At 42.3% G+C, this 19,217-nt stretch carries 16 protein-coding genes; 5 read left to right on the plus strand and 11 right to left on the minus strand.

Translation table 11 applies throughout. The features are described 5' to 3' along the window. The first annotated feature begins 5 nt into the window (after nucleotides 1-5). Entirely contained in the window at nucleotides 6-194 is a 189-nt protein-coding gene (locus tag O0931_RS15540) for a hypothetical protein (RefSeq protein WP_056095184.1), read from the plus strand. Then, on the plus strand, nucleotides 178-2,604 hold the full coding sequence (locus O0931_RS15545) for an AAA family ATPase (RefSeq protein WP_056095188.1): 2,427 nt from the start codon (nucleotides 178-180) through the stop codon (nucleotides 2,602-2,604). The genes O0931_RS15540 and O0931_RS15545 overlap by 17 nt, the downstream gene beginning before the upstream one ends. Before the next feature lie 57 nt (nucleotides 2,605-2,661). Here O0931_RS15545 and O0931_RS15550 read toward each other — a convergent pair whose 3' ends face one another. Then, nucleotides 2,662-5,640, minus strand: coding sequence for a type ISP restriction/modification enzyme (locus O0931_RS15550; RefSeq protein WP_056095192.1), 2,979 nt, complete (start codon nucleotides 5,638-5,640; stop codon nucleotides 2,662-2,664). A gap of 438 nt (nucleotides 5,641-6,078) precedes the next feature. After that, nucleotides 6,079-6,489: a response regulator gene (locus tag O0931_RS15555; RefSeq protein WP_056095195.1), complete on the minus strand. Its 411-nt coding sequence runs from the start codon at nucleotides 6,487-6,489 to the stop codon at nucleotides 6,079-6,081. A gap of 1,036 nt (nucleotides 6,490-7,525) precedes the next feature. On the opposite strand from O0931_RS15555, the gene O0931_RS15560 reads away from it, so the two are divergent. From O0931_RS15560 to O0931_RS15570, 3 genes are read left to right on the plus strand one after another with little or no spacing between them, the layout of a single operon-like run. Further along, a complete protein-coding gene (locus O0931_RS15560) occupies nucleotides 7,526-8,728 on the plus strand; it encodes a di-heme oxidoredictase family protein (protein WP_056095197.1) in 1,203 nt (400 codons plus the stop codon). A 2-nt stretch (nucleotides 8,729-8,730) separates the two neighbouring features. Continuing rightward, nucleotides 8,731-9,177: a QcrA and Rieske domain-containing protein gene (locus O0931_RS15565; protein WP_056095200.1), complete on the plus strand. Its 447-nt coding sequence runs from the start codon at nucleotides 8,731-8,733 to the stop codon at nucleotides 9,175-9,177. Beyond that, nucleotides 9,174-10,400, plus strand: coding sequence for a hypothetical protein (locus O0931_RS15570; RefSeq protein ID WP_056095202.1), 1,227 nt, complete (start codon nucleotides 9,174-9,176; stop codon nucleotides 10,398-10,400). The genes O0931_RS15565 and O0931_RS15570 overlap by 4 nt, the downstream gene beginning before the upstream one ends. A 66-nt stretch (nucleotides 10,401-10,466) precedes the next feature. Here the strand turns inward: O0931_RS15570 and O0931_RS15575 are convergent, their stop codons facing one another. From O0931_RS15575 to O0931_RS15615, 9 genes are all read right to left on the minus strand, one after another. Then, a complete protein-coding gene (locus O0931_RS15575) occupies nucleotides 10,467-11,168 on the minus strand; it encodes an HD domain-containing protein (RefSeq protein ID WP_146202961.1) in 702 nt (233 codons plus the stop codon). 7 nt (nucleotides 11,169-11,175) lie between these two features. Next, nucleotides 11,176-13,125 (minus strand): LTA synthase family protein, encoded by a 1,950-nt coding sequence (locus tag O0931_RS15580; RefSeq protein WP_056095210.1) that lies wholly within the window; start codon nucleotides 13,123-13,125, stop codon nucleotides 11,176-11,178. A gap of 3 nt (nucleotides 13,126-13,128) precedes the next feature. Beyond that, nucleotides 13,129-13,377: a hypothetical protein gene (locus tag O0931_RS15585; protein ID WP_147273669.1), complete on the minus strand. Its 249-nt coding sequence runs from the start codon at nucleotides 13,375-13,377 to the stop codon at nucleotides 13,129-13,131. A gap of 98 nt (nucleotides 13,378-13,475) precedes the next feature. Beyond that, a complete protein-coding gene (locus O0931_RS15590) occupies nucleotides 13,476-13,652 on the minus strand; it encodes a DUF2188 domain-containing protein (protein ID WP_167398035.1) in 177 nt (58 codons plus the stop codon). Between the two features lie 22 nt (nucleotides 13,653-13,674). Then, nucleotides 13,675-14,361: a DUF1345 domain-containing protein gene (locus O0931_RS15595; RefSeq protein ID WP_056095215.1), complete on the minus strand. Its 687-nt coding sequence runs from the start codon at nucleotides 14,359-14,361 to the stop codon at nucleotides 13,675-13,677. Between the two features lie 9 nt (nucleotides 14,362-14,370). Next, complete coding sequence (locus O0931_RS15600; protein ID WP_056095217.1) at nucleotides 14,371-15,114, minus strand: ZIP family metal transporter; 744 nt, start codon at nucleotides 15,112-15,114, stop codon at nucleotides 14,371-14,373. Beyond that, complete coding sequence (locus tag O0931_RS15605) at nucleotides 15,104-15,637, minus strand: divalent metal cation transporter (RefSeq protein WP_197413309.1); 534 nt, start codon at nucleotides 15,635-15,637, stop codon at nucleotides 15,104-15,106. Before O0931_RS15605 ends, O0931_RS15600 begins: the two co-directional genes overlap by 11 nt. A gap of 3 nt (nucleotides 15,638-15,640) precedes the next feature. Beyond that, the gene (locus O0931_RS15610; RefSeq protein WP_056095221.1) at nucleotides 15,641-17,833 is read right to left on the minus strand and encodes a heavy metal translocating P-type ATPase; all 2,193 of its coding nucleotides are present in this window, start codon (nucleotides 17,831-17,833) and stop codon (nucleotides 15,641-15,643) included. A gap of 148 nt (nucleotides 17,834-17,981) precedes the next feature. After that, nucleotides 17,982-19,214 carry an efflux RND transporter periplasmic adaptor subunit gene (locus O0931_RS15615; protein ID WP_056095224.1) on the minus strand — a complete coding sequence of 411 codons (1,233 nt, stop codon included), beginning with the start codon at nucleotides 19,212-19,214 and terminating at the stop codon, nucleotides 17,982-17,984. Nucleotides 19,215-19,217: the final 3 nt, after the last annotated feature.

Genomic DNA, 19,217 nt, shown 5'->3' on the forward strand with positions numbered 1-19,217 from the left:
CAGCTATGAGTAACGACGTAAAATCCGGCAAAGAAATTTTGGACGACTTTTTCAAAGAGATCGAGAACATTCCAAACGTGGACAAAGTGCTTGCACGGTCCCTGGCAACCCTATATGACCAGGGCAAGCTTACCGACACAAACGTGAAAAATGAATTACACACTTTAAGAGAGCAAGATGCCAATCAAAATTAAGCAACTTCATATTTCCGGGTTAAGGGGTGTCCAGGAACAGTTCGCCTTAAATCTTGGTGAAAAATCCATCCTTTTATACGGGGATAATGGCACTGGTAAAAGCAGTATATCGGATGCACTGGAATGGTATTACACTGATGCGGTATCGCACCTGGGTAGCCAGGAAATAGATTTGAAAGATGCGCTTAGAAACGCTTACCTGTCTGGGGAAAAAGAATCGTCGATCAAGATCAACTATAGTAAACCGGTCATTAATGCCGAAAGAAAGCTCTATTATAAAAAAGGAAAATTAGTTACTGAATTTTCAAATGATACAACCGATTTTGCAGAATACCTTGAACGGTCACGAAAGGAAAACTTGTTACTGCGCTACCAGTTCCTGCGCGATTTTGTTGACCAAACAAAGAGCGACAAGCTAAAAAACCTGTCGGATATTATCGGTTTTTCCGAAGTGACAAAAGCAAAAGAAGTACTAAAGAAGTCTTTCAACTTTATCAAAGCTGAAATCAAAAACCAAAACTTTGAGAACCAAATCAATACTCAAAAAACTACCTTAATTGAGAAAATAGGGGCGGCTTTTAGCCAAGAGGCTAATCTTTTTGAGAAAATCAATGAAACCATTGCTCCATTATGTTTGGGCTTCACCGTTGGGTCAATGGCCGATATAGATAATGTCTTGGCTAAATTGAAAACACCTGCATCCTCCAAATTCGTAAACGAGCTGAGGTTTCTGGAAACTTGTCAGGCCTCACTAACAGACCTCGAAAAGGAAGTTGATTTCATCGATACGGAATACACTAAATACCATGTAGAATTTAATAAAATTGCCGATGATGTAGGATCTATCATGCAGACCTATCTTGCCGAACTCTTAAAGGTTGGGAATGATGTCATCGTCAAAAAATTCCATAAGGACGAAAGCTGTCCGCTTTGCTTACAACCAAAAAATCTGACCGACTTACAGGCAGAAATAAATGTGCGTCTTCAGGAAATAGGAGAAGCCGCTAAAAAGAAAGCGGTTTTCGACAGTTCAAAAACAAGCATGGTGGCCATTGCTGCGGAACGTATAAAAAGGCTCGATGCTTTGGCAACCGACCTGTTGTATAAAGATCTGGCCAATTCAAAAATCAGTAAGGCTGTTGCTGGATTGAAAGTCAAGATTGGACTGTATCAGAAAGCTGCATTGGAAAAGGTTACCTCTGGTAATAGGTTAAGTGATGCATCTTCCCTGAAACTTCACGCTGCGGATTTTCTTGAAAACGTCGACATAGCTGCCCGGATCTCAAAGATAAAAACAGCCATTGCAAGTGATAACACGACGGTGCTATATGCTAATATATCAGCTGCCAAAGATGCTTTTATGAAAATCAAAAATTTCGAAGAAGACCGGGAGAAACTTGAAAAACAAAAAAACTCGCTTGAGATCATCTTTAACGAGTTTGTAAAAAAACAAAAAGAAGGTCTACAGAATTTTATTGATACCTTTTCGGGTACCATCAATGATTATTACCAGTACATGAACCCTGGTGAACTTTTTGAGAAAATCCGTATCGTCACCATTGGCGAGGATGACGAGCTTAACGGCATAACCATTGAATATAAATACAAGGGTGAATGGGTATCACCACCTCAAAAATATTTTAGTGAATCTCACCTGAACTGTTTTGGCATTTCATTCTTTTTGGCTTCGGTAGTCGCGTTTAACAAGGAAAACAAGTTTTTGATACTGGATGATATAATTTCCAGCTTTGATACCAATCACCGGAAAAAATTTGCTGACCTTTTATTCGATAAATTTTCGGAATATCAGATTGTCCTGCTTACCCATGAAGAACAATGGTTCCAATATGTCCGTCAGATTGCTAAGAAAAAAGGCTGGCTGATTAACGAAATCAAATGGACAGAGATCAAAGGAACACATTTGAGTGAATCGCCAGATGATCTGAAAGAGATAATTGAATATAACTTAGCTAATGGCAATGTCACATTATTAGGCAATCCTATAAGGAAATATTTAGAGCATATTCTGAAGAAGATCTGTTTGAACTTGGAAGTAAAGCTGAGTTTCAAGTATAACGAGGTGAATGAAAAACGGATGCCGGATGAAATGATCAACGAGCTTAAATCAAAGATTAATAAAGCTAGTGCGGAATTAAAAGTTAACCTTCCGATTATAGATAAGTTGTCCAGTTCTTCTGTGTTCGGTAATCTGCTTTCTCACGATAATCCTTTCGATCCGAAACTCGGGGACCTAAAGGCTTTTTGGGCCGACATCATCGCCTTTGAAAAGCTTTTTCATTGCCAAAACAAAGAATGTAAAAAACCGGATGTGTCGCTACGAAATTACGACACAGTTGCCAAAAACATTCGCTGCGGTTGTGATACCACCAAATATGATTGGAAGAATTAATTCAATTAAATCATTATTTAAATCAATAATATAAAATTAGATAAGACAATCCTACGGTTAAATGCTCATTTTAAATATAATATCCATTGTATCGACACTTGTTGAACAAACTTTTTTTAGTAAAGTTATTACCTCAGTTTTATAAGAGGAAAACTCATACAAATTAAATTTAGCTGTAAGGCTTTCATCTTTAGGACTCTTTGTTTTGTATTGATCTAAGACCCATTCCAGCGCACTACGATTACCAATTTTGTATTCCCAAGCACTATTGGGTATACCACGGAGCTCGGTGTTCTCATCGATTGTTATTATTCCCGATATCTTATCTGCCTTAAGTTTTGTTCTGGGATTAGTTTTATTACCAGTTTGAACCTCCGCTAGCGGATATAATTTGGCATTTTCATAATTTAATTGGATGGATATTAATGTTTTACCCCATGATTGCCACTTATAAAAATCCTCATATAATGGAATCTTAGGAAAGTCACGTTGAAGGTTTAGTTCATATTTAGAGAGATAAATAGGAAAGTGAAGTATCCCATAGATGTATTCAAAGATTTCTTCTTTTGAAATAGATTTCAACTTATAATGAGTAATAAATTTAGTTAATGCCCAATCTGAAATATTATCAATGCGGCCTTTTTCATCATAACGATAAAGCGGAAAACATTTTGTATCTCCAGTGTAGTGAAGATCGGGATAAGTATCAACTATAAGAAATCGAAAGTCAGATCCGTTCCCGTTAATACAAATTGCGATATTATTGTTACTACTAAAGAAATTTTGATTATGGCTTATCACATCATTCAAAACCGAATTTAAAGCCAATATTTTTTTGGTGTAAGGTCTATAGTTACATTTAACAAAAGAAACGGATTTCTCGACAGCAAATATTTTTCGCGTTAATTTATTTTTTAAATCACGACTCCACTTGATTTCTTTTGCATATTTTTCAAAATTGCCTGCGTTAACACAATTGTTATAGATCTTAATAAAATACTTGATTTTAGATTTTAGATTTTTCTCATTGAAATCATAAACCCACTCATCTCTATTAGTAGAAATTCCATTGGAAGCCAAATTAAAAATCGACTTACTACCACCTTTAATGTACATCGGAAGCAATTTATCAAAGTCATTATCTGTGTTGTTCAGCCAGTTGCTATTTTTATCTGGATGAATATGAGTGAATGAGGCCGAGGAAATGGAATTTTCTGTAAACCATTGAAGTTTTTGCTCTTTTTTCCAGTTATCATCGAGTGCGGTATAAAAAATACTGCATTGTGCACCCTTAACTCGGTTTTGTTTTTTGATCAAAAACATAACTGCAACACCAGTCTGAATTCCAAAAACGTTGTGAGTTGTACCAGCGATTTTAGGATTGGCTCTGACATCACTTATGGTATCTATAATATAAGCCTGGTCAAATTCTGTTTGAATAACTTTACGAAAACCATCAAAGGTTTTACTATCAATAAAACTCCGATTTGTAACAAATGCAATAATTCCCTTATCTTGAATTCTATCGAAAGCCCATCTATAAAAGCGGGAATACATATCATAAACTTTTGTTTTTTGAGCTTTACTATATTTTATGAAAGTATCTTTTATCCTTTTATCGATTTCTGGGTATTCCCTATTCTTATTGTTCTCATTCTCATTAACTTGATTTGCATTATATGGAGGATTACCAATTATCACCGAAATCTTTCTAGTATTTTGTTTGATGATACGAAGGCTATTTTCTTGGGAAAATGGAGCAAATAGATTTGTTTGCTTCCCCATAAAAGTAAATCCCAAATTATCAAGAGTATCTACAAAGCATAGATTAGTAAATTCTTCATATTTACCCATTTTTTGGTTATAGGTAAACTCAATATTTAAATTACTAATGTAATAAGGCAATATTGCGACTTCATTTGCGTGTAGCTCATTTTTATATTTAAACTCTAATTTATCTTTAGGAATATAATCTATTATATCGGTAATAAATGTTCCTGTTCCAGTAGCGGGGTCCAGAATTTCAACACCTTGGTCGGATAAAAATTTATTAAAATGCTGATGTAATAAAAAATCTGAACCCTTAATCATAAAATTAACGATTTCGTTTGGAGTATATACTACCCCTAAGCGATCAGCAGCTTTTGGATTATAGCTTTTATAAAAGGTTTCGTAAATTACCTTTAAAAATTTTTGCTTCTCATGATGATCAGCGATTCCAGCCGCGGCAGCATTAATCGCTTGATAATAATGTTGAACGCTTGATAGTGCCGTTTTTCTGACGGTACCGATAAAAAAGGTATGAATTACCTTTTCTAATTCACGGGCAATATTATTTTCTCGATGAAATTGATTCTCATCAAATATTGTATTAAAGACATCCTCAGTTAAAATATGCTGGATAATCATCTCTCGCACATCGTCGGACGTCACATTGGGATTTATACTATCGTGACATATTTTTAAGAATTTTTTGCTGTATTTTTTAAACTCTTTATTAGATTTTTCTGCTTTCTCAATAATTTCTCTAATTGTCGCGGTAACTTTAGGAATATCCAATTTAAAAAGTTCAATTGCTTGACGAAAATGCTTAACCTCTGGCCTTTCATAATTTATAAAATCAGTTAAAAGGTTGTGAAGAGCATTTGCATCTTTCATTGATACGCGACTTGTTTCTAGCCCGTTATGAAAAAGAATTGCCGTCTTGCTATCTTCGAAAAGTATATTTTGAGTAGGGTATCCTTTACTGAACTTTTTCTGTACTTCTTCGTTTATATCGTCACTTTCATCTTTACTTTCCCAATACCCCCAGTCTTGTCGCAACGAGTCTTTTAAAGTACCATCTGGCGTAACCTTTTTATTGCTATTATTCGCCTGAATACTCACTTCCGTTACTACCTTTAGACCCTTTCCTTGTGCGTATTCATTTAATAGATTATGGAAAGCACTCCTTATAGCAGTCTCTTTTTTTGTCCCACCAAAGTGAATGATATCTTCTACTTCTTTTTGATAATTGTGAATAGCGAACAGGCTCATTGAGATTATAAATATGAGTGAAAGATACTTGTTGTCGCTAGCATTTGCAATTTATGTATGTATATTAATTCATTTGCCAGCCCTAAGTTTCACTTTGTATTAAATTAAACTTAAATTGTAATGCGCTATTTTGTTATAGCTTCAAAGCTGATGATAGAATATTTCAATATCCCTATAACATCATCAACATAAACCGTTTTTAATAGACCCTTTCGTGAAAATAGGAATTTCTCTCGAACCCCTTGTAATTAAAACGCTTAAAACTAAGTAAAATTCGTGCAACGGTATCAAATATTAGTTGTGCACATTGGGAACCGAAAAACAACTTGTGCAATTTCTGTGCAAATGTCACCGCAAATTAACCGAATTAGAGTGCATAACTTATTTAGAAAGCCTTCATCCTTAAAACCCTCTGCTTACAGGAAATCGGGCCAGGTATTACAAATTCAGTTTCCCGAAGGTCGTCGCTCCAGTTTGGTGAACCTCCAAGAGGGCGTGTTTGATATTCTTGTAGTCGATAATTTTATGTAAAAAGCATACAGCGCCAGCTTTCTTTGCCTCCTCTATGTAAAAGTTTTCTATCTCTGAAGTTAGGACAATCACTTTCGCGTGGGGCCATTTCTTCAAAATTTCTTTTGTCAACTCAAGACCATTCAATTTGGGCATGCGCAGGTCCGTTAAAAACAAATCAGGCAAAGTCGAGCAATTTTCTGAGAAAGTAAGAAGCTCTCTGCCATCACTAAAAGCGCCAATGACATCAAAGCCACTTTCGACCAACATTTCTACCATTGGTTCCCGAAACCAGCGCTCATCTTCCGCATAGGCGAGAGTTATTTTATTTGCACTCATAACATTATTTTCCTACCACTATATTTCCTCGGAAAGCTTTTCTCAATATACAAAAATAAAATTATAGGGTTGAAAAGAAAGCTTTTATTGGCTCAAGAATATATTTTGGCTAGCGCAAAGCTTCTCTCAGAATATTTTCGTCAAAAGTATTGGTGTTCTCTGCAGTTAAGGAAATACAATTATCGCCTGCGGTCTCTGCGTCTAACCTTTTTACTAAAATCAGGATAAATTATTACCACTTCTGATAAAAATAGCTATTCCAATACCCCCACCTGCCAAGAAAATATTGATGTTACACGCCAATCTTCAACCAGAAGTCTTTAGTTAAGGAAACTTTTAAGAAGCCTGCTTCTAAAGTTTGTAAGTCTCACCTTTTTGATAAGGTTTCGAAGTCGACCAATTAAAAAGTGAGATAACATTGGTGATGAGGATTTTGATTCCATATAATGGAATGCTATCTTAGCCTTGAGAGCGTTAATTTAGATATCGGGGATATGGACACCGTTCAGTCCCCGTGTCTATTTCTAAACTCATTGCACATCTTGCCTTAGTGAACGCTAGTTTCATTTAGTTCAATTACTATTTTTCTGAAAAATGCTAATCCCACGGTATGGCGGCTATCGTGAATTGTTCACAAGAAAATGACTGGAACTTTTTTCCGTTTTGCACCAGTTACCTTTCTCCCAGATTAAATAAAAAGCCCTCGTTTTCGCTTTCAATTACAAATACTATTTTATCTTTTAGAAATGCCTTTCTCGTATAGCGCTTTCACCCAACACGGTCAGATGGAAATCGGTTTCTAATTTCCAAAACGAAACGATTCGAAGCATTCTGCACCAGGCGTAAAAGTACTGCGAAAATATAATGTTCTTTAATCCGGTTCGGTTGAAATGATCATCGCTTAAACACTTAAGCGTGGGACAGTTACAGAACGAAACAAAAAAAAACGGCAGCCCTAAAATATATTTTAGATAAACCTAAATTTATTTTTAGTCTTTTCTGTTTTTATTATTAGATTTACAAAAAATCAGATAACATGCAGAAAAGATTACCCATTGTCCTGCTTTCACTTATGAGCCTAGTTGCTATAATGGTGTCCTGTGAGAAGATAATCCCTTCTTCTCCAAAAGAGGATGAAATTCTTGATGGCCCGGTGGAAGGACTCAGCTATGACCAGCTCAGACGTTTCGCTTTGGGAGATGCGGCCTTTAACAATGAGATATTTACTCCTGCGAATGGCCTTGGTCCTGGCTTTGTTGCAACCAGCTGCGGAAGCTGCCATGCTGGAGACGGCAAAGGCCATCCCTTTACTACGCTGGTCCGTTTCGGGCAGACCGATGAGACAGGCAATAAATTTTTGGACCAGGGAGGCCCACAACTGCAGAACAGGGCTATTCCCGGGTACAAACCTGAGCAAATCCCAGCAGACGCCAGCTTTTCAAAATTTACACCGCCTGCCAATACCGGCCTTGGCTTTCTCGAACTGGTAGCTGATGCAGATATACTAGCTATGGCTGACCCCCAGGATCTGGATAATGACGGCATTTCTGGTGTCCCAAATTACGCAGTGCTTCCGTCATATGTTCAGGCCTTTAACAACGCTATTGCACTGAAGGGAAAATATATCCATCGTTTTGGAAAAAAGGCGGCAGCATATAACCTGCTCCACCAGACTGTTAATGCCTACAACCAGGATATCGGGATAACTTCAAGCTTTGATCCTGTGGATGCCTATACGCGGATGGTGATTGATCCTGAAATTTCCACACTTACAGTGAATAACGTGGTGTTTTATCTACAGACGCTAAAAGCGCCCATACAGCGCGATGCCGGAAATGCCGAAGTTGAAACCGGCAGGAAACTGTTCGAAAAGATCAACTGTTCAGGCTGTCACAAGCCTACCCTAAAAACAGTTTTTTCCCCAGTGGTTGCTCTATCCAACAAAGAATTCCATCCCTATACCGACCTGCTGCTTCACGATATGGGACCTGGGCTGGACGATGGTTATACGGAAGGATCGGCTAAGACCTTCGAATGGAGGACCCCGCCCCTATGGGGACTGGGACTTTCGATGAATTCACAGGGTGGATCTTATCATCTGCTGCATGACGGAAGGGCAAAAAGCATCGAAGAGGCGGTAACCCTTCATGGAGGAGAGGCATCTGCAAGCCGCAACAGGTTCAACCAGCTGTCTGGGGCAGAAAGAAATGCCATGCTGAGATTTTTAGAATCACTATAGAAATGAAAAGAAAAGATTTTATAAAAGGCTGTGGAATGGCCTGCCTTGGAGGCCTTGGGATCACCACGTTGATCAGTGGATGCAGCAGCCTGGTGCCGGCGACGGGCGAGATTGCAGGGGATAACCTGGTCGTAGAAATGAAGGACTTTGAAATCAGACAGGAAAAAAATGTCCAGTTCAAAAGATACATTGTAGTCAGCAATGACCTGCTCCGATATCCCATCTGTATCTACCGGCATGATGAACTGAATTATTCTGCACTATGGATGCAGTGCACCCACCAGGGAACCGAGCTCCAGGCTTTCGGAGACAGGCTTCAATGTCCGGCCCATGGAAGTGAATTTGACAATAAGGGCAGAATGACAAATGGTCCGGCAGAAGCAAACTTAAGAACTTTCCCCATTACCATAGAAAAAACCAGGATCAAAATTTCACTGAAGGCAGTATGAAAAAACTCTTTACGCTTATCATATCTATTGGTATCGGTCAGATGGCTTTTGCCCAGATCGACCCGAAACTTTTAAGGGCCAAACCCAGTGATACAGCAAAAAACTCACTCAACATGGATGCAGTTTATGAACGGCCTTTTATTGCCGTGGGAAAACTTCCGGTATCAGTGGGCGGGTATATGGAAGCCAACTGGCAGTATCAGGGTACAGACGGGATCTCTGAAGGACAGCAGTTCCAGTTCAGAAGGATGACGCTATTTGTAGCCTCAACCATTTCCAAGCGCATCAAGTTCCTTTCCGAGATCGAATTTGAACCTGCTGAAAAAGAAATAGCGGTTGAATTTGCTGCGCTGGATCTGGAACTGCACCCCTTGCTTAATTTAAGGGGTGGAATGATATTAAATCCCATTGGTGCATTCAACCAGAACCATGACGGTCCTAAATGGGAATTCACCGACCGTCCGATCGCCATGACACAGATGCTGCCTGCAACCTGGAGCAGTGCAGGATTCGGGATTTATGGCAAGAACTATAGCGGTGACTGGATGCTGGGCTACGAGTTATATGCCACAAGCAGCTTTGACGATTCCATTATTGCAAACCCTGAAAACAGAACCTCTCTGGCTGCCTCAAAAAGGAATCCGGAAAGGTTTGAAGAAATTGCAAGCGGGCAGCCGCTTCTAACGGGAAAGGTTGCGGTACGCAGGAACAATATAGGCGAACTCGGCGTATCCTATATGGGAGGTGTTTACAATAAATGGCAGTCGGACGGAATTGTTATCGATGACAAACGCAGGTTAAATGTTTTCGCCATAGACTTTAACACTACACTTCCCAAACTTAAGACCTTCATCACCGCTGAGTGGGCATGGATCAGGGTAGATGTTCCCGACACCTATTCCCAGCAGTTCGGGAGCCGTCAGATGGGCGGATATATAGATATTGTTCAACCTGTGATCAAAAAAACGATTCTGGGCTGGCAGCATTCTGTTGTAAGTTTAGCCTGCAGGGTAGAGTATGTGGACTGGAATGTAGGGAAGTTCAGGGAGACCGGCGGGAATATTGGTGATGAACTTTTCAGCGTAATGCCCGGCATCAGTTTCAGGCCAAGGCAACAAACCGTGCTGAGGTTTTCCTACCGAAAACAGTGGCAGAAGGATATCCTTGGAAACCCGCCTGCCAGAACCGGAGCGGTGCAGTTCGGGGTGTCAACCTATTTTTAATGATACCAGCCAGGATAAAAGCGACAAGAAGCCTAAGAGTATATCCCATTCATTGTCCAAATCCATTTAGGGTGTTTGGCCTGATTTATTTTTTATGCGTTCCCGCACCAAATGGATATTATTTTGCTTTCCCTGCGAGAGCATAGACTTGCAATAAGGCGTAAAAAAACGGTGGGCTGATAGAAATGCAAGTGTTTCTTTATCCCAATGGCTTAGGTCCACATCTGCCCTTTTCTGCATTTCGCGCGCAACCTTTGCATCGGTGATGAGAAATTCCTCATTGCCCAGGTTATAGGTATCCGCATCACAGATAATTTCTTCAAGGATATTGCTAGGGCTATGTGGAATGGAGGTGGAGAGTATGCAGCGGCCGATGGCGGAAATGATATCCGGTGCAATCCCTTTATCTGAAAGAAACTCTTCCATCAGCCGCACGCTTCGATGCTCATGGCCGGCAGGAGGCCCAGTTAGCTGCCCGGTGTCATGAAACCATGCGGCAGAGAAAAGTATGAATTCCTGAAGGTCATCCAGGCGAAAATTGGAAGCGATTTCCTGGGTCCTTTTGACCACAAGTCTGGTATGATCCAGATCGTGGTATGCCAGGTCAGCCTGCCAGTGCTCCTCAAAAAGATAGCTTACATAAGCTTGAACATCTCCTATAAGCATACTGAAGATGTTTCTGCGCCTGCGCTTAAAAAAGTATTTACCTGTTAGCAGGATCACAGACCCCGCTAGCACACAGATCAATAATAACTGATAATAATTCATAATATTCTTATTTTTTTAATCCGCCTGTCCTAAAGAGATAATAGGCACTCTGATAATAAGAAATGGCTTCCCTTCCAAGTGTTTCAGAAGATTTCGCCGAGGTCTGTGTATTGGTTTTGAAATCATAATGATAGCTCTGCGGAGGCTTCCTTGGACTGAGTACCACAAGGGTGTCGCTACGGAGATAACCGAGCTTTTGATAGGTTCCTAGCAAGATCCTTGGGCGGTACCCGGCTGATCTAACATCCATACCGAAGTTATTGCTCTCAAAGTCCCATTTCAACAGGCCGAACAAGGTTGGATAGAGATCTATCTGTGAGCAAAGGCTGGGAATTATTGAAGGGGGCTGTCCATTGAGGTTGTATATCATCGCCGGGATATGGTAACGGGAGATATCAATCTCGTTCTTTCCTGCGCTTTCCGCGCAGTGATCGGCAACGAATATAAACACGGTATTGCTGAACCATGGCTTTTTCCGGACCTGTCTTAAAAATTCCCCAATGGCATAATCGGTATATTTTACTGCGCCCTCTCTTCCCGTGCCTGGTGGGATATCTATCTTTCCTTTGGGATAGGTAAAGGGCCGATGGTTGGAAGTGGTCATGACAAAATCGTAGAAAGGTTTCTTTAACGAGTGCCTTTTATCCGCATCACGGATTACCGCAGCGAAAAGATCCCCGTCCGAAACGCCCCAGGCATTTTCAAAGCTCACTTCGCTATCGCTCAGGATGGTCCGCTTTCCCAGATAGGCATCACCCATTGTAAGCTTCCTCCCCCTATCTGTTATGTCATAGCCATTGCTTCCGAAGAACTGGTTCATATTGTCAAAGTAACCGTCCCCGCCATAAAAAAAGCCTGTGGAATACCCACGTTTGGAAAAAATACTGCCTATTGTGCTCAGGTTTGCATTATTGCTCCTCCTTACAATACTATTCCCCGGTGTTGGCGGAACGGCGAGGGAAAGCGCCTCCATCCCTCGCACGGTACGGGTGCCTGTTGCATACATGCGCTCAAATAGGATGCTCTCTTTGGCCAGCGAATCCAGAACAGGTGTCAGTTTTTGTGTATTGCCAAAAGTGCCCATATAATCAGCGCTGAAACTCTCCATGACCACCATGATGACATTGGGTTCCGTCTGGCCATTACCGGCCAGAACCGATCTACGTACCGAAGGACCTTTGAAAATAAACCTGCTAGAGGAAGAGGAGAGTTCTTTTCTTACCAAATTGAAGGCAAGCTGATTTGTGAGCATCGGATAAAACTGATCGTAGCTAAGTTCATTCGCCTTGAAGGCCGCTACGAAAGAATATATCCCTGCTTTGGAAATTTCTGCCGCATAACGGTTACCGCTTTTATCCCCCCAGGAGTTATCTATCTCGATCGTATAGAATATTGCTGTCAGAATGATCAGGGCTGTATTTACCGATCGACGGGCAAAAGGTGTAGCAGACTCGAAGCTCTTCCTGAACGCCCCCTTCATAAGATAGTTCCATAAAAAGGAGATTATGACAACAGCTGAAATCAAAAGCGGCAGCGGATAGGACTCGTTGATGTTGTGCACAACCTCATAAGTATAGACCAGATAATCTACTGCTATAAAGTTAAAACGGCTCTCAAATTCCCGCCAAAAAGTAAATTCTGCGAAAAAAGAAAATACCGAAATCAAGACCATCAGAAAAAGAAGGATATGGGTAAACACCTTGTTAAATCCAGTCCTGTTCCATTTTTGGGGAAGGATGAGCAGATAAAAGGCATAAATTACACTGAAATATGTGGCCACCCCAAGATCGAAGACGAATCCTTTAGCAAAGGCGGTGAGGATTTCTCCAAATCCCAGCCCCGCCTTTCCGAGCGAAATCGCAGTAAAACTGATCCTCAGCATGGTCGAGACACAGATGAAGAAAAAGATAAAGAAATATAGTACACTATATCGGCTTTTCATAAAAATCTGCTTCATGGTTTATTTTTTAGATCCGGGGGTGTTGATAACAGAATCGTTGTTTTTTTCGTTGGTATCCTTGTCCCAATGTGAATTATAGAAATGTTTGGCTTTAAAATAAATGGCGAGTGCCAGCAGCAGCGCCAGTATCCAATAAAATACCATCAGGAAAACCGATTTCTTTGGCCCCTTGGCCTTTTTCTTTTTTGGAGCTGTTCCCCCACCCCTGGCAGCAGCAGGCCTGGGCCTGTTGTTTCTTTTGATCTGCATTTTATTCAATGTTTTAAGATCGGTCAGGAGCCTTGTGGATACCTTTCCGCGGTTTGGATTATATTTTGTGTGATCAGGGGATAGTCTTTGCACTGCCATTATCCCTCCAGGCTGATAAACCATTGCTGGGCCCTGTTGATGGCGACCTCAACAATATTGAGCTCGCTTACCTCTTTGGTAATTCTAAGCTCGTTGGCGATCTCGATCGCTTTTTCCCTTACCCTTGGGTCAAGGTCCTTCATCTCAAGTGGAAAATTTTCTGGTGTCCAGTCCATAGGTTTTTAGTTTTAAATTAAATTATTTTTGGATCATGCCCGAGAGCACATTGATTGTCAGGGCAACTATTACTGTATTAAAGGCAAATGAAAGAACACCGTGCATCCATGCAAGCCTTCGGATCCGTTTGGAGGAGATTTCTACGTCAGATACCTGAAAAGTCATTCCAACCACGAAAGCGAAATAGACAAAATCCATATAATCGGGATCTTCTCCTCCCGGAAAGATCAGTCCTCCGGGTTTTTCTATTTTTCCTTTCTTCTCATGCTCGATGTCACAGTAATAGAAATGTGCATATCGCATGGTAAAGACCGTATGAACCAACCACCATGAGCTAACCACGCAGAGCAACGGAATAACGATAGTCATAAAAAGGCCCTGATCGGTCTTTTCCGAATTTTCACGCAAAAGGATAATAATGGAAAAAAGACTGGCGAATGCAGCAGCTATGGCAAAAAGAAAAATGAGCGTCCTGCTTGAATCCTGCGCATGGGCATCGTGTTTTATCTGACTGGGATGCGAGGAGCTAATGGTTGTCCATGCAAGCGCTATGCTGGTTGTTGCATAGCTTAGCCATACAACCATCAACCTGACAGAGGCTTCCAGTTCCGTAGCATAGCAAATACCAAGGACGGCAAGAGCAACACCCAGGGAGAGGTAAAGTTTATGGTGCGCATCGAACTGACTGATTTTAGCGATAATATTCATCGGTTTAGATTAAATAATGAGCCCCAGAACCATAAACAGAAGAAATCCTAAGAAAAAAGCCGCGGTAAAAAATGGAGAATCCTTTTCTTCATGGGCTTCGACAAGAAGTTCCTCGGTAACTAAAAACAGTAATGCTGCGCTACCAAATGAGAGCACAAGTTCCAGTACTTTTTCTCCTGTAAAATGCAGCATAAAAAAACCTCCCCCTGTTCCCAATAGAAAAACCAGGCCAAATAGCGAGAGCACCCTGATCAGCCTCCTTTTGGAACTTCCAAGCTTGGTCAGCCTGGTACCTACTGCAAGTCCCAGCGAAAGGCATTCCATCGCAAGTGCCAGTGCAAGCAGGGTTCCTTCTTTTGATCCCGCTGCAAATCCTATCCCTAAAAGAAGACCGTCCAAGAGCAGGTCAATGCCTACCGCGATAAGCATTCCCCAAGGCAACAGCTTGCTGTCGTTTGTTCCGCCCATTTTGAGCTCAAGCCTGGCGGTATACCATTTGATCAGAAGCATGGCCGAAATACCCAAGGTAAAACCTATAATTATCGCGGTTGTATCATGGATCCTGATCATATCTGGCAAAAGCTCGACTGCCACGACTGAAAAAACTACCCCTGCAGCAAAGTGGAGGATCGTACTCTGCACAGCAGCCGTGGGCTTTTTCCAGGTTACGATCATTCCACCGACTATAAGTAAGACGACCGGAAACGCTGCAAACAGCAGTATGTTTAATGAAATAAGTTGTTTAGCCTGCATAATTCTTTCTTAAATAAAATCTATAGGCACCAAAGGAAAGGTACCCTAGATTGAGGTCGAGGCATGTGCCGATAAGAATCTCCATGGGGGTCAGGAACAGATATTTCAGCACTGAGCCAAGTGTCGAGTAAGGCAGATAGATGATGAAGAATAGAGGTACTCCGGTAAAGAGCACACTAAAAACAATTGCATGAACGGCAGGAAATATGAGATGCTCCACAGCGTCCATATCAGCGATATCGGCACCAATGTTCAGGACGATTGCCGGCACGCTGAATATGATCAACAGGTACAATACCCATTTTGGATAGTGTTTCCTAAGCGTTTTGGTCAGCCTGATACGGTCGCAATCCTGGATTGCAGCCATCAGGGGGAATGTATTGATCATTGCCCAAAGCGTTGCCAGACCATATTTTGCACCGCCCCGTGAATAGGTGGAAATACCTGATGGGTCATCGTCACTCGCACCGGTAACGATGCCCGGCCCCAGGGCTTTCAGGAATTTTTTAACCTTTTTGAACATGCCTTATTTTTTCCTCTTTTTCGGTGCTTTTTTATTATGTCCGTTGTCGTAAGCAAGTAAGCGCAGCGCATTAAACACTACGACCAACGTCGATCCCTCGTGGGCGATTACTGCCGGTCCGATCGAAGCGACACCCAGTATGGTCAGTGGAATAAGTGCGGCGACAACACCAAGGGAAATCCAGAGGTTCTGTTTAATGATGCCCCGGGCTTTACGGCTAAGCCCGATGGCAAAGGGAAGACTTTCCAGCTTATCGCCCATCAGGGCAATATCTGCTGTTTCCAAAGCAACATCAGATCCCGCAGCGCCCATAGCGATACCTACGGTACTTTTGGCCATGGCCGGGGCATCATTCACGCCGTCTCCCACCATCGCAACCATTTTTTCTGATTTGGCGAGTTTCTGTACTGCCTTGACTTTGTCTTCCGGCATAAGGTTGCCCCATGCCTCGGTTACACCGATCTGTTTAGCTACCGCTTCTGCAACCTGTTGGTTGTCCCCGGTTAGCATAATCATTTTTTTGATCCCCAGCTCTTCGAGTTCTTTAAGCACATGTTTTGCCTCTTCACGGGGAACATCCATAAGGGAAAGAATGCCGATGAAATCTTTATCGACCCTGACAAGCATTGAAGTATGTCCGCCCTTTTCCAGCTCTTCAACCTGTTTGAGAATATCTTCGGGTATTCCATCCTTTTCAAAAAGGGCCTTGTTTCCAATGAATACTTTTTTACCGTTGACCTCAGCCTGAACACCTCTTCCGGTAATGCCTTTCACGTTATGTGCCTCAGGAACGGATTTTTTCTTCATCTTTTCGAGTGCGCCTTTTACAATTGCTTCGGCCAGCGGGTGGTCGCTGAGTTTTTCAACTGCAACAGCAATACCCATTAGTTCCTCTTCTGACATGTCGTTCAGTGGAATCACGTTTGTGAGCTGGGGCTTGCCTTCGGTAAGTGTTCCGGTCTTGTCGAACGCGATGGCGTTGAGTTCGCCCAGATCTTCCAGTGGCCGCCCTCCCTTTATAAGGACTCCGCCACGTGCAGCCCTTGCAATACCGCTAAGTACTGCGCTTGGGGTAGAAATCGCCAAAGCGCACGGGCTGGCAGCAACCAGTACGGACATCGCGCGGTAGAAACTTTTGCTAAAAGGCTCATCGATAACCAGGAATGCAAAACATAGTGCGGTCACAAGAACCAGTACAACTGGAACGAAATACTTTTCGAACCTGTCGGTAAATAGCTGCGTTGGGGATTTTTGTTTTTCCGCCTCATTTACCATTTTGATCAGGCGTGAGATGGTAGAATCCTTGGCTTCCCTGATTACCTTAACCTCCAGAACCGATGCTCCGTTGATTGTTCCGGCAAATACACGGAACTGGGGCTTGATGGTTTTTTCGGCAGAATAGTCCTTTGATGCGTCCGGTACGGGTGATTTGTCCACTGGCACACTCTCTCCTGTTATAGGGGCCTGATTGACACTGCCCTCACCCTTTACAACCACTCCGTCTGCCGGAATCTTGCTGTTGGGCTTGATGATAATGACATCTCCAAGCTGAAGCTCTTCGATGCGCACTTCAGATTCCTTGCCATCCCGGACAACCAGGGCTGTCGGGGGAGCCAGACTGGTAAGGGCAGCTATGGATTTTCTTGCCTTGCCCATCGCATAGTGTTCCATCGCATGTCCCAGACTGAACAGGAAGAGCAATAATGCGCCTTCGGCCCAGGAGCCCAGGATCGCTGCGCCGATTGCGGCGACCAGCATCAGAAAGTCGATCTCAAAGCCACCTTTCAATATAGTTTCAACTGCTTCCTTGGCCGTAAAGAAACCGCCAAAGAAATAGGCTGTTATGTAGAGTGCAAGGCTTGCCCATTCGGGAACACCGTCTATGAAAGAAATTCCAAATCCTATCCCCAGCGCCGCGCCACAGATAAAGGCGAAGATCATTTCCGTGTTCTTCCCGAAAATCCCGCCATGTTCATGATCATGGCCTTCCTCTTCAGCATGGTCAAGATGAGCCTCTTTCTCCTTTTCAGCTTCTTTTCCCTTCCTGGATGGTTTTTCAGAAATAGGCTGTGAAGAAGTTTTGGTTTCTTCCTTTACCGGCTTCGCTTTTGTTTCTTTGGAATCTGAGCCTTCCTTCCGGACTACAGGCTTTTTGGCAGATGATTTGGTGTCGGATTTTTTCTTCTTGTTTTCCATATCGGGGTAAATTGATTTTTGTTGAATATTCAGGGCAACCGCTTTATCTGTATTCTCTGCCCGTGTGGGTTCACTTTTTTTAAAAAGATGCCTCCCTAACGAGGCACCTTTTATTCAATGTGTGTACTAAAAATTCTTTGTGGGGACTTTACTCTTCTTCGCTGTTCTTCATTTTTGACAGCAGATCATATGTACCTTTAAGTACAACCTTGCCTGTAAAATCCCGTCCCGAAGGCATAGTTACCTCTATATAACCGCCATCGGATATACCCGTTGTAACCTCTACCATTTCGAAATGATGGCCGGCCTCAGTGGCGCTTTCTTTGTTTCCCGACTCGTTTTTTGCTGGTTCCTTTGCCTTTTTTTCCGCCGAGTTCTGGACGAAAATGTATTTTTTGCCCTCAAAGTCTACAACCGCTGCAGAAGGCAAAGCCATTACCTGCACGGCACCTGTTTCGATGAAAGCCTTAAGGTAAGTACCAGGGATAAACCCGGCGCTTCCCTGGGCAATAGCATGAACGGTCACGGTCTTATCGGCATTGATCTCACCGCCTACCAGCTGTACGACAGCAGTACGCTGGGTTGAATCATTGGTGAGTGAAAAAAGCACCTTCTGTCCTTTTTTTACCTTTTGTGCATCTTTCTCGAAAACGTTGAGCTCAACGTGGAGATTCGAACTGTTTACGATTTCGAACATTGCATCATTGGGGGCCACAAATTTGCCCGTATTTACGTTAACCTTGGTTACATAGCCATTGATCGGCGAGTAGATATTTATCTGGCTACGGATATTGCCGGCGTTTAGCGAGGACGGATTGATATTGATCAGTTGAAGACGTTGCTTTAATGCATTTTCCCTTGCAAGATTTCCCAGATAAGCTGCTTTGGCCTGTTGGAGTGTTTTTTGAGCATTAACGTTTTGCTGGGCAAGGGTCTGTTGTCTTTTGTATTCAGAATCCGAAAGTTCAAGCTGGCTTTTGCTCTCCAGGTAATCCTGTTGCATCTGCACATATTCCTGATTCTGGAGTATGGCAATAACCTGACCTTTGCTCACCTTTGTCCCCTGTAAAAGCGGAGTGGATTTTACAATACCGCCCATCTGAGTGGTAATGCTCACCAGGTTCTGTGGTGGCACGTCAATAAAGCCATTTACTTTCAGCATACCGCTGAGTGCACGGAGCTCGGGACTTCCCAGCTCTATCCCTACAGACTTGAACTGTGACTGGCTGAGCTCTACTGAGTTGCTTTCCTCGGTGGCCGTGCTGTCTGCAGAGGCTTCTGTTCCAGCGCCATCTTTTTCCTTGCTGCCGCAGGAAGAAAGCACTACTGCCAGTGCCCCAATGTAAGATAATCGGCTGAGGGCTTTTAATATTTTTTTCATTTT

The organism is Pedobacter rhodius (assembly GCF_027213645.1).
GTDB lineage: Bacteria > Bacteroidota > Bacteroidia > Sphingobacteriales > Sphingobacteriaceae > Pedobacter > Pedobacter rhodius.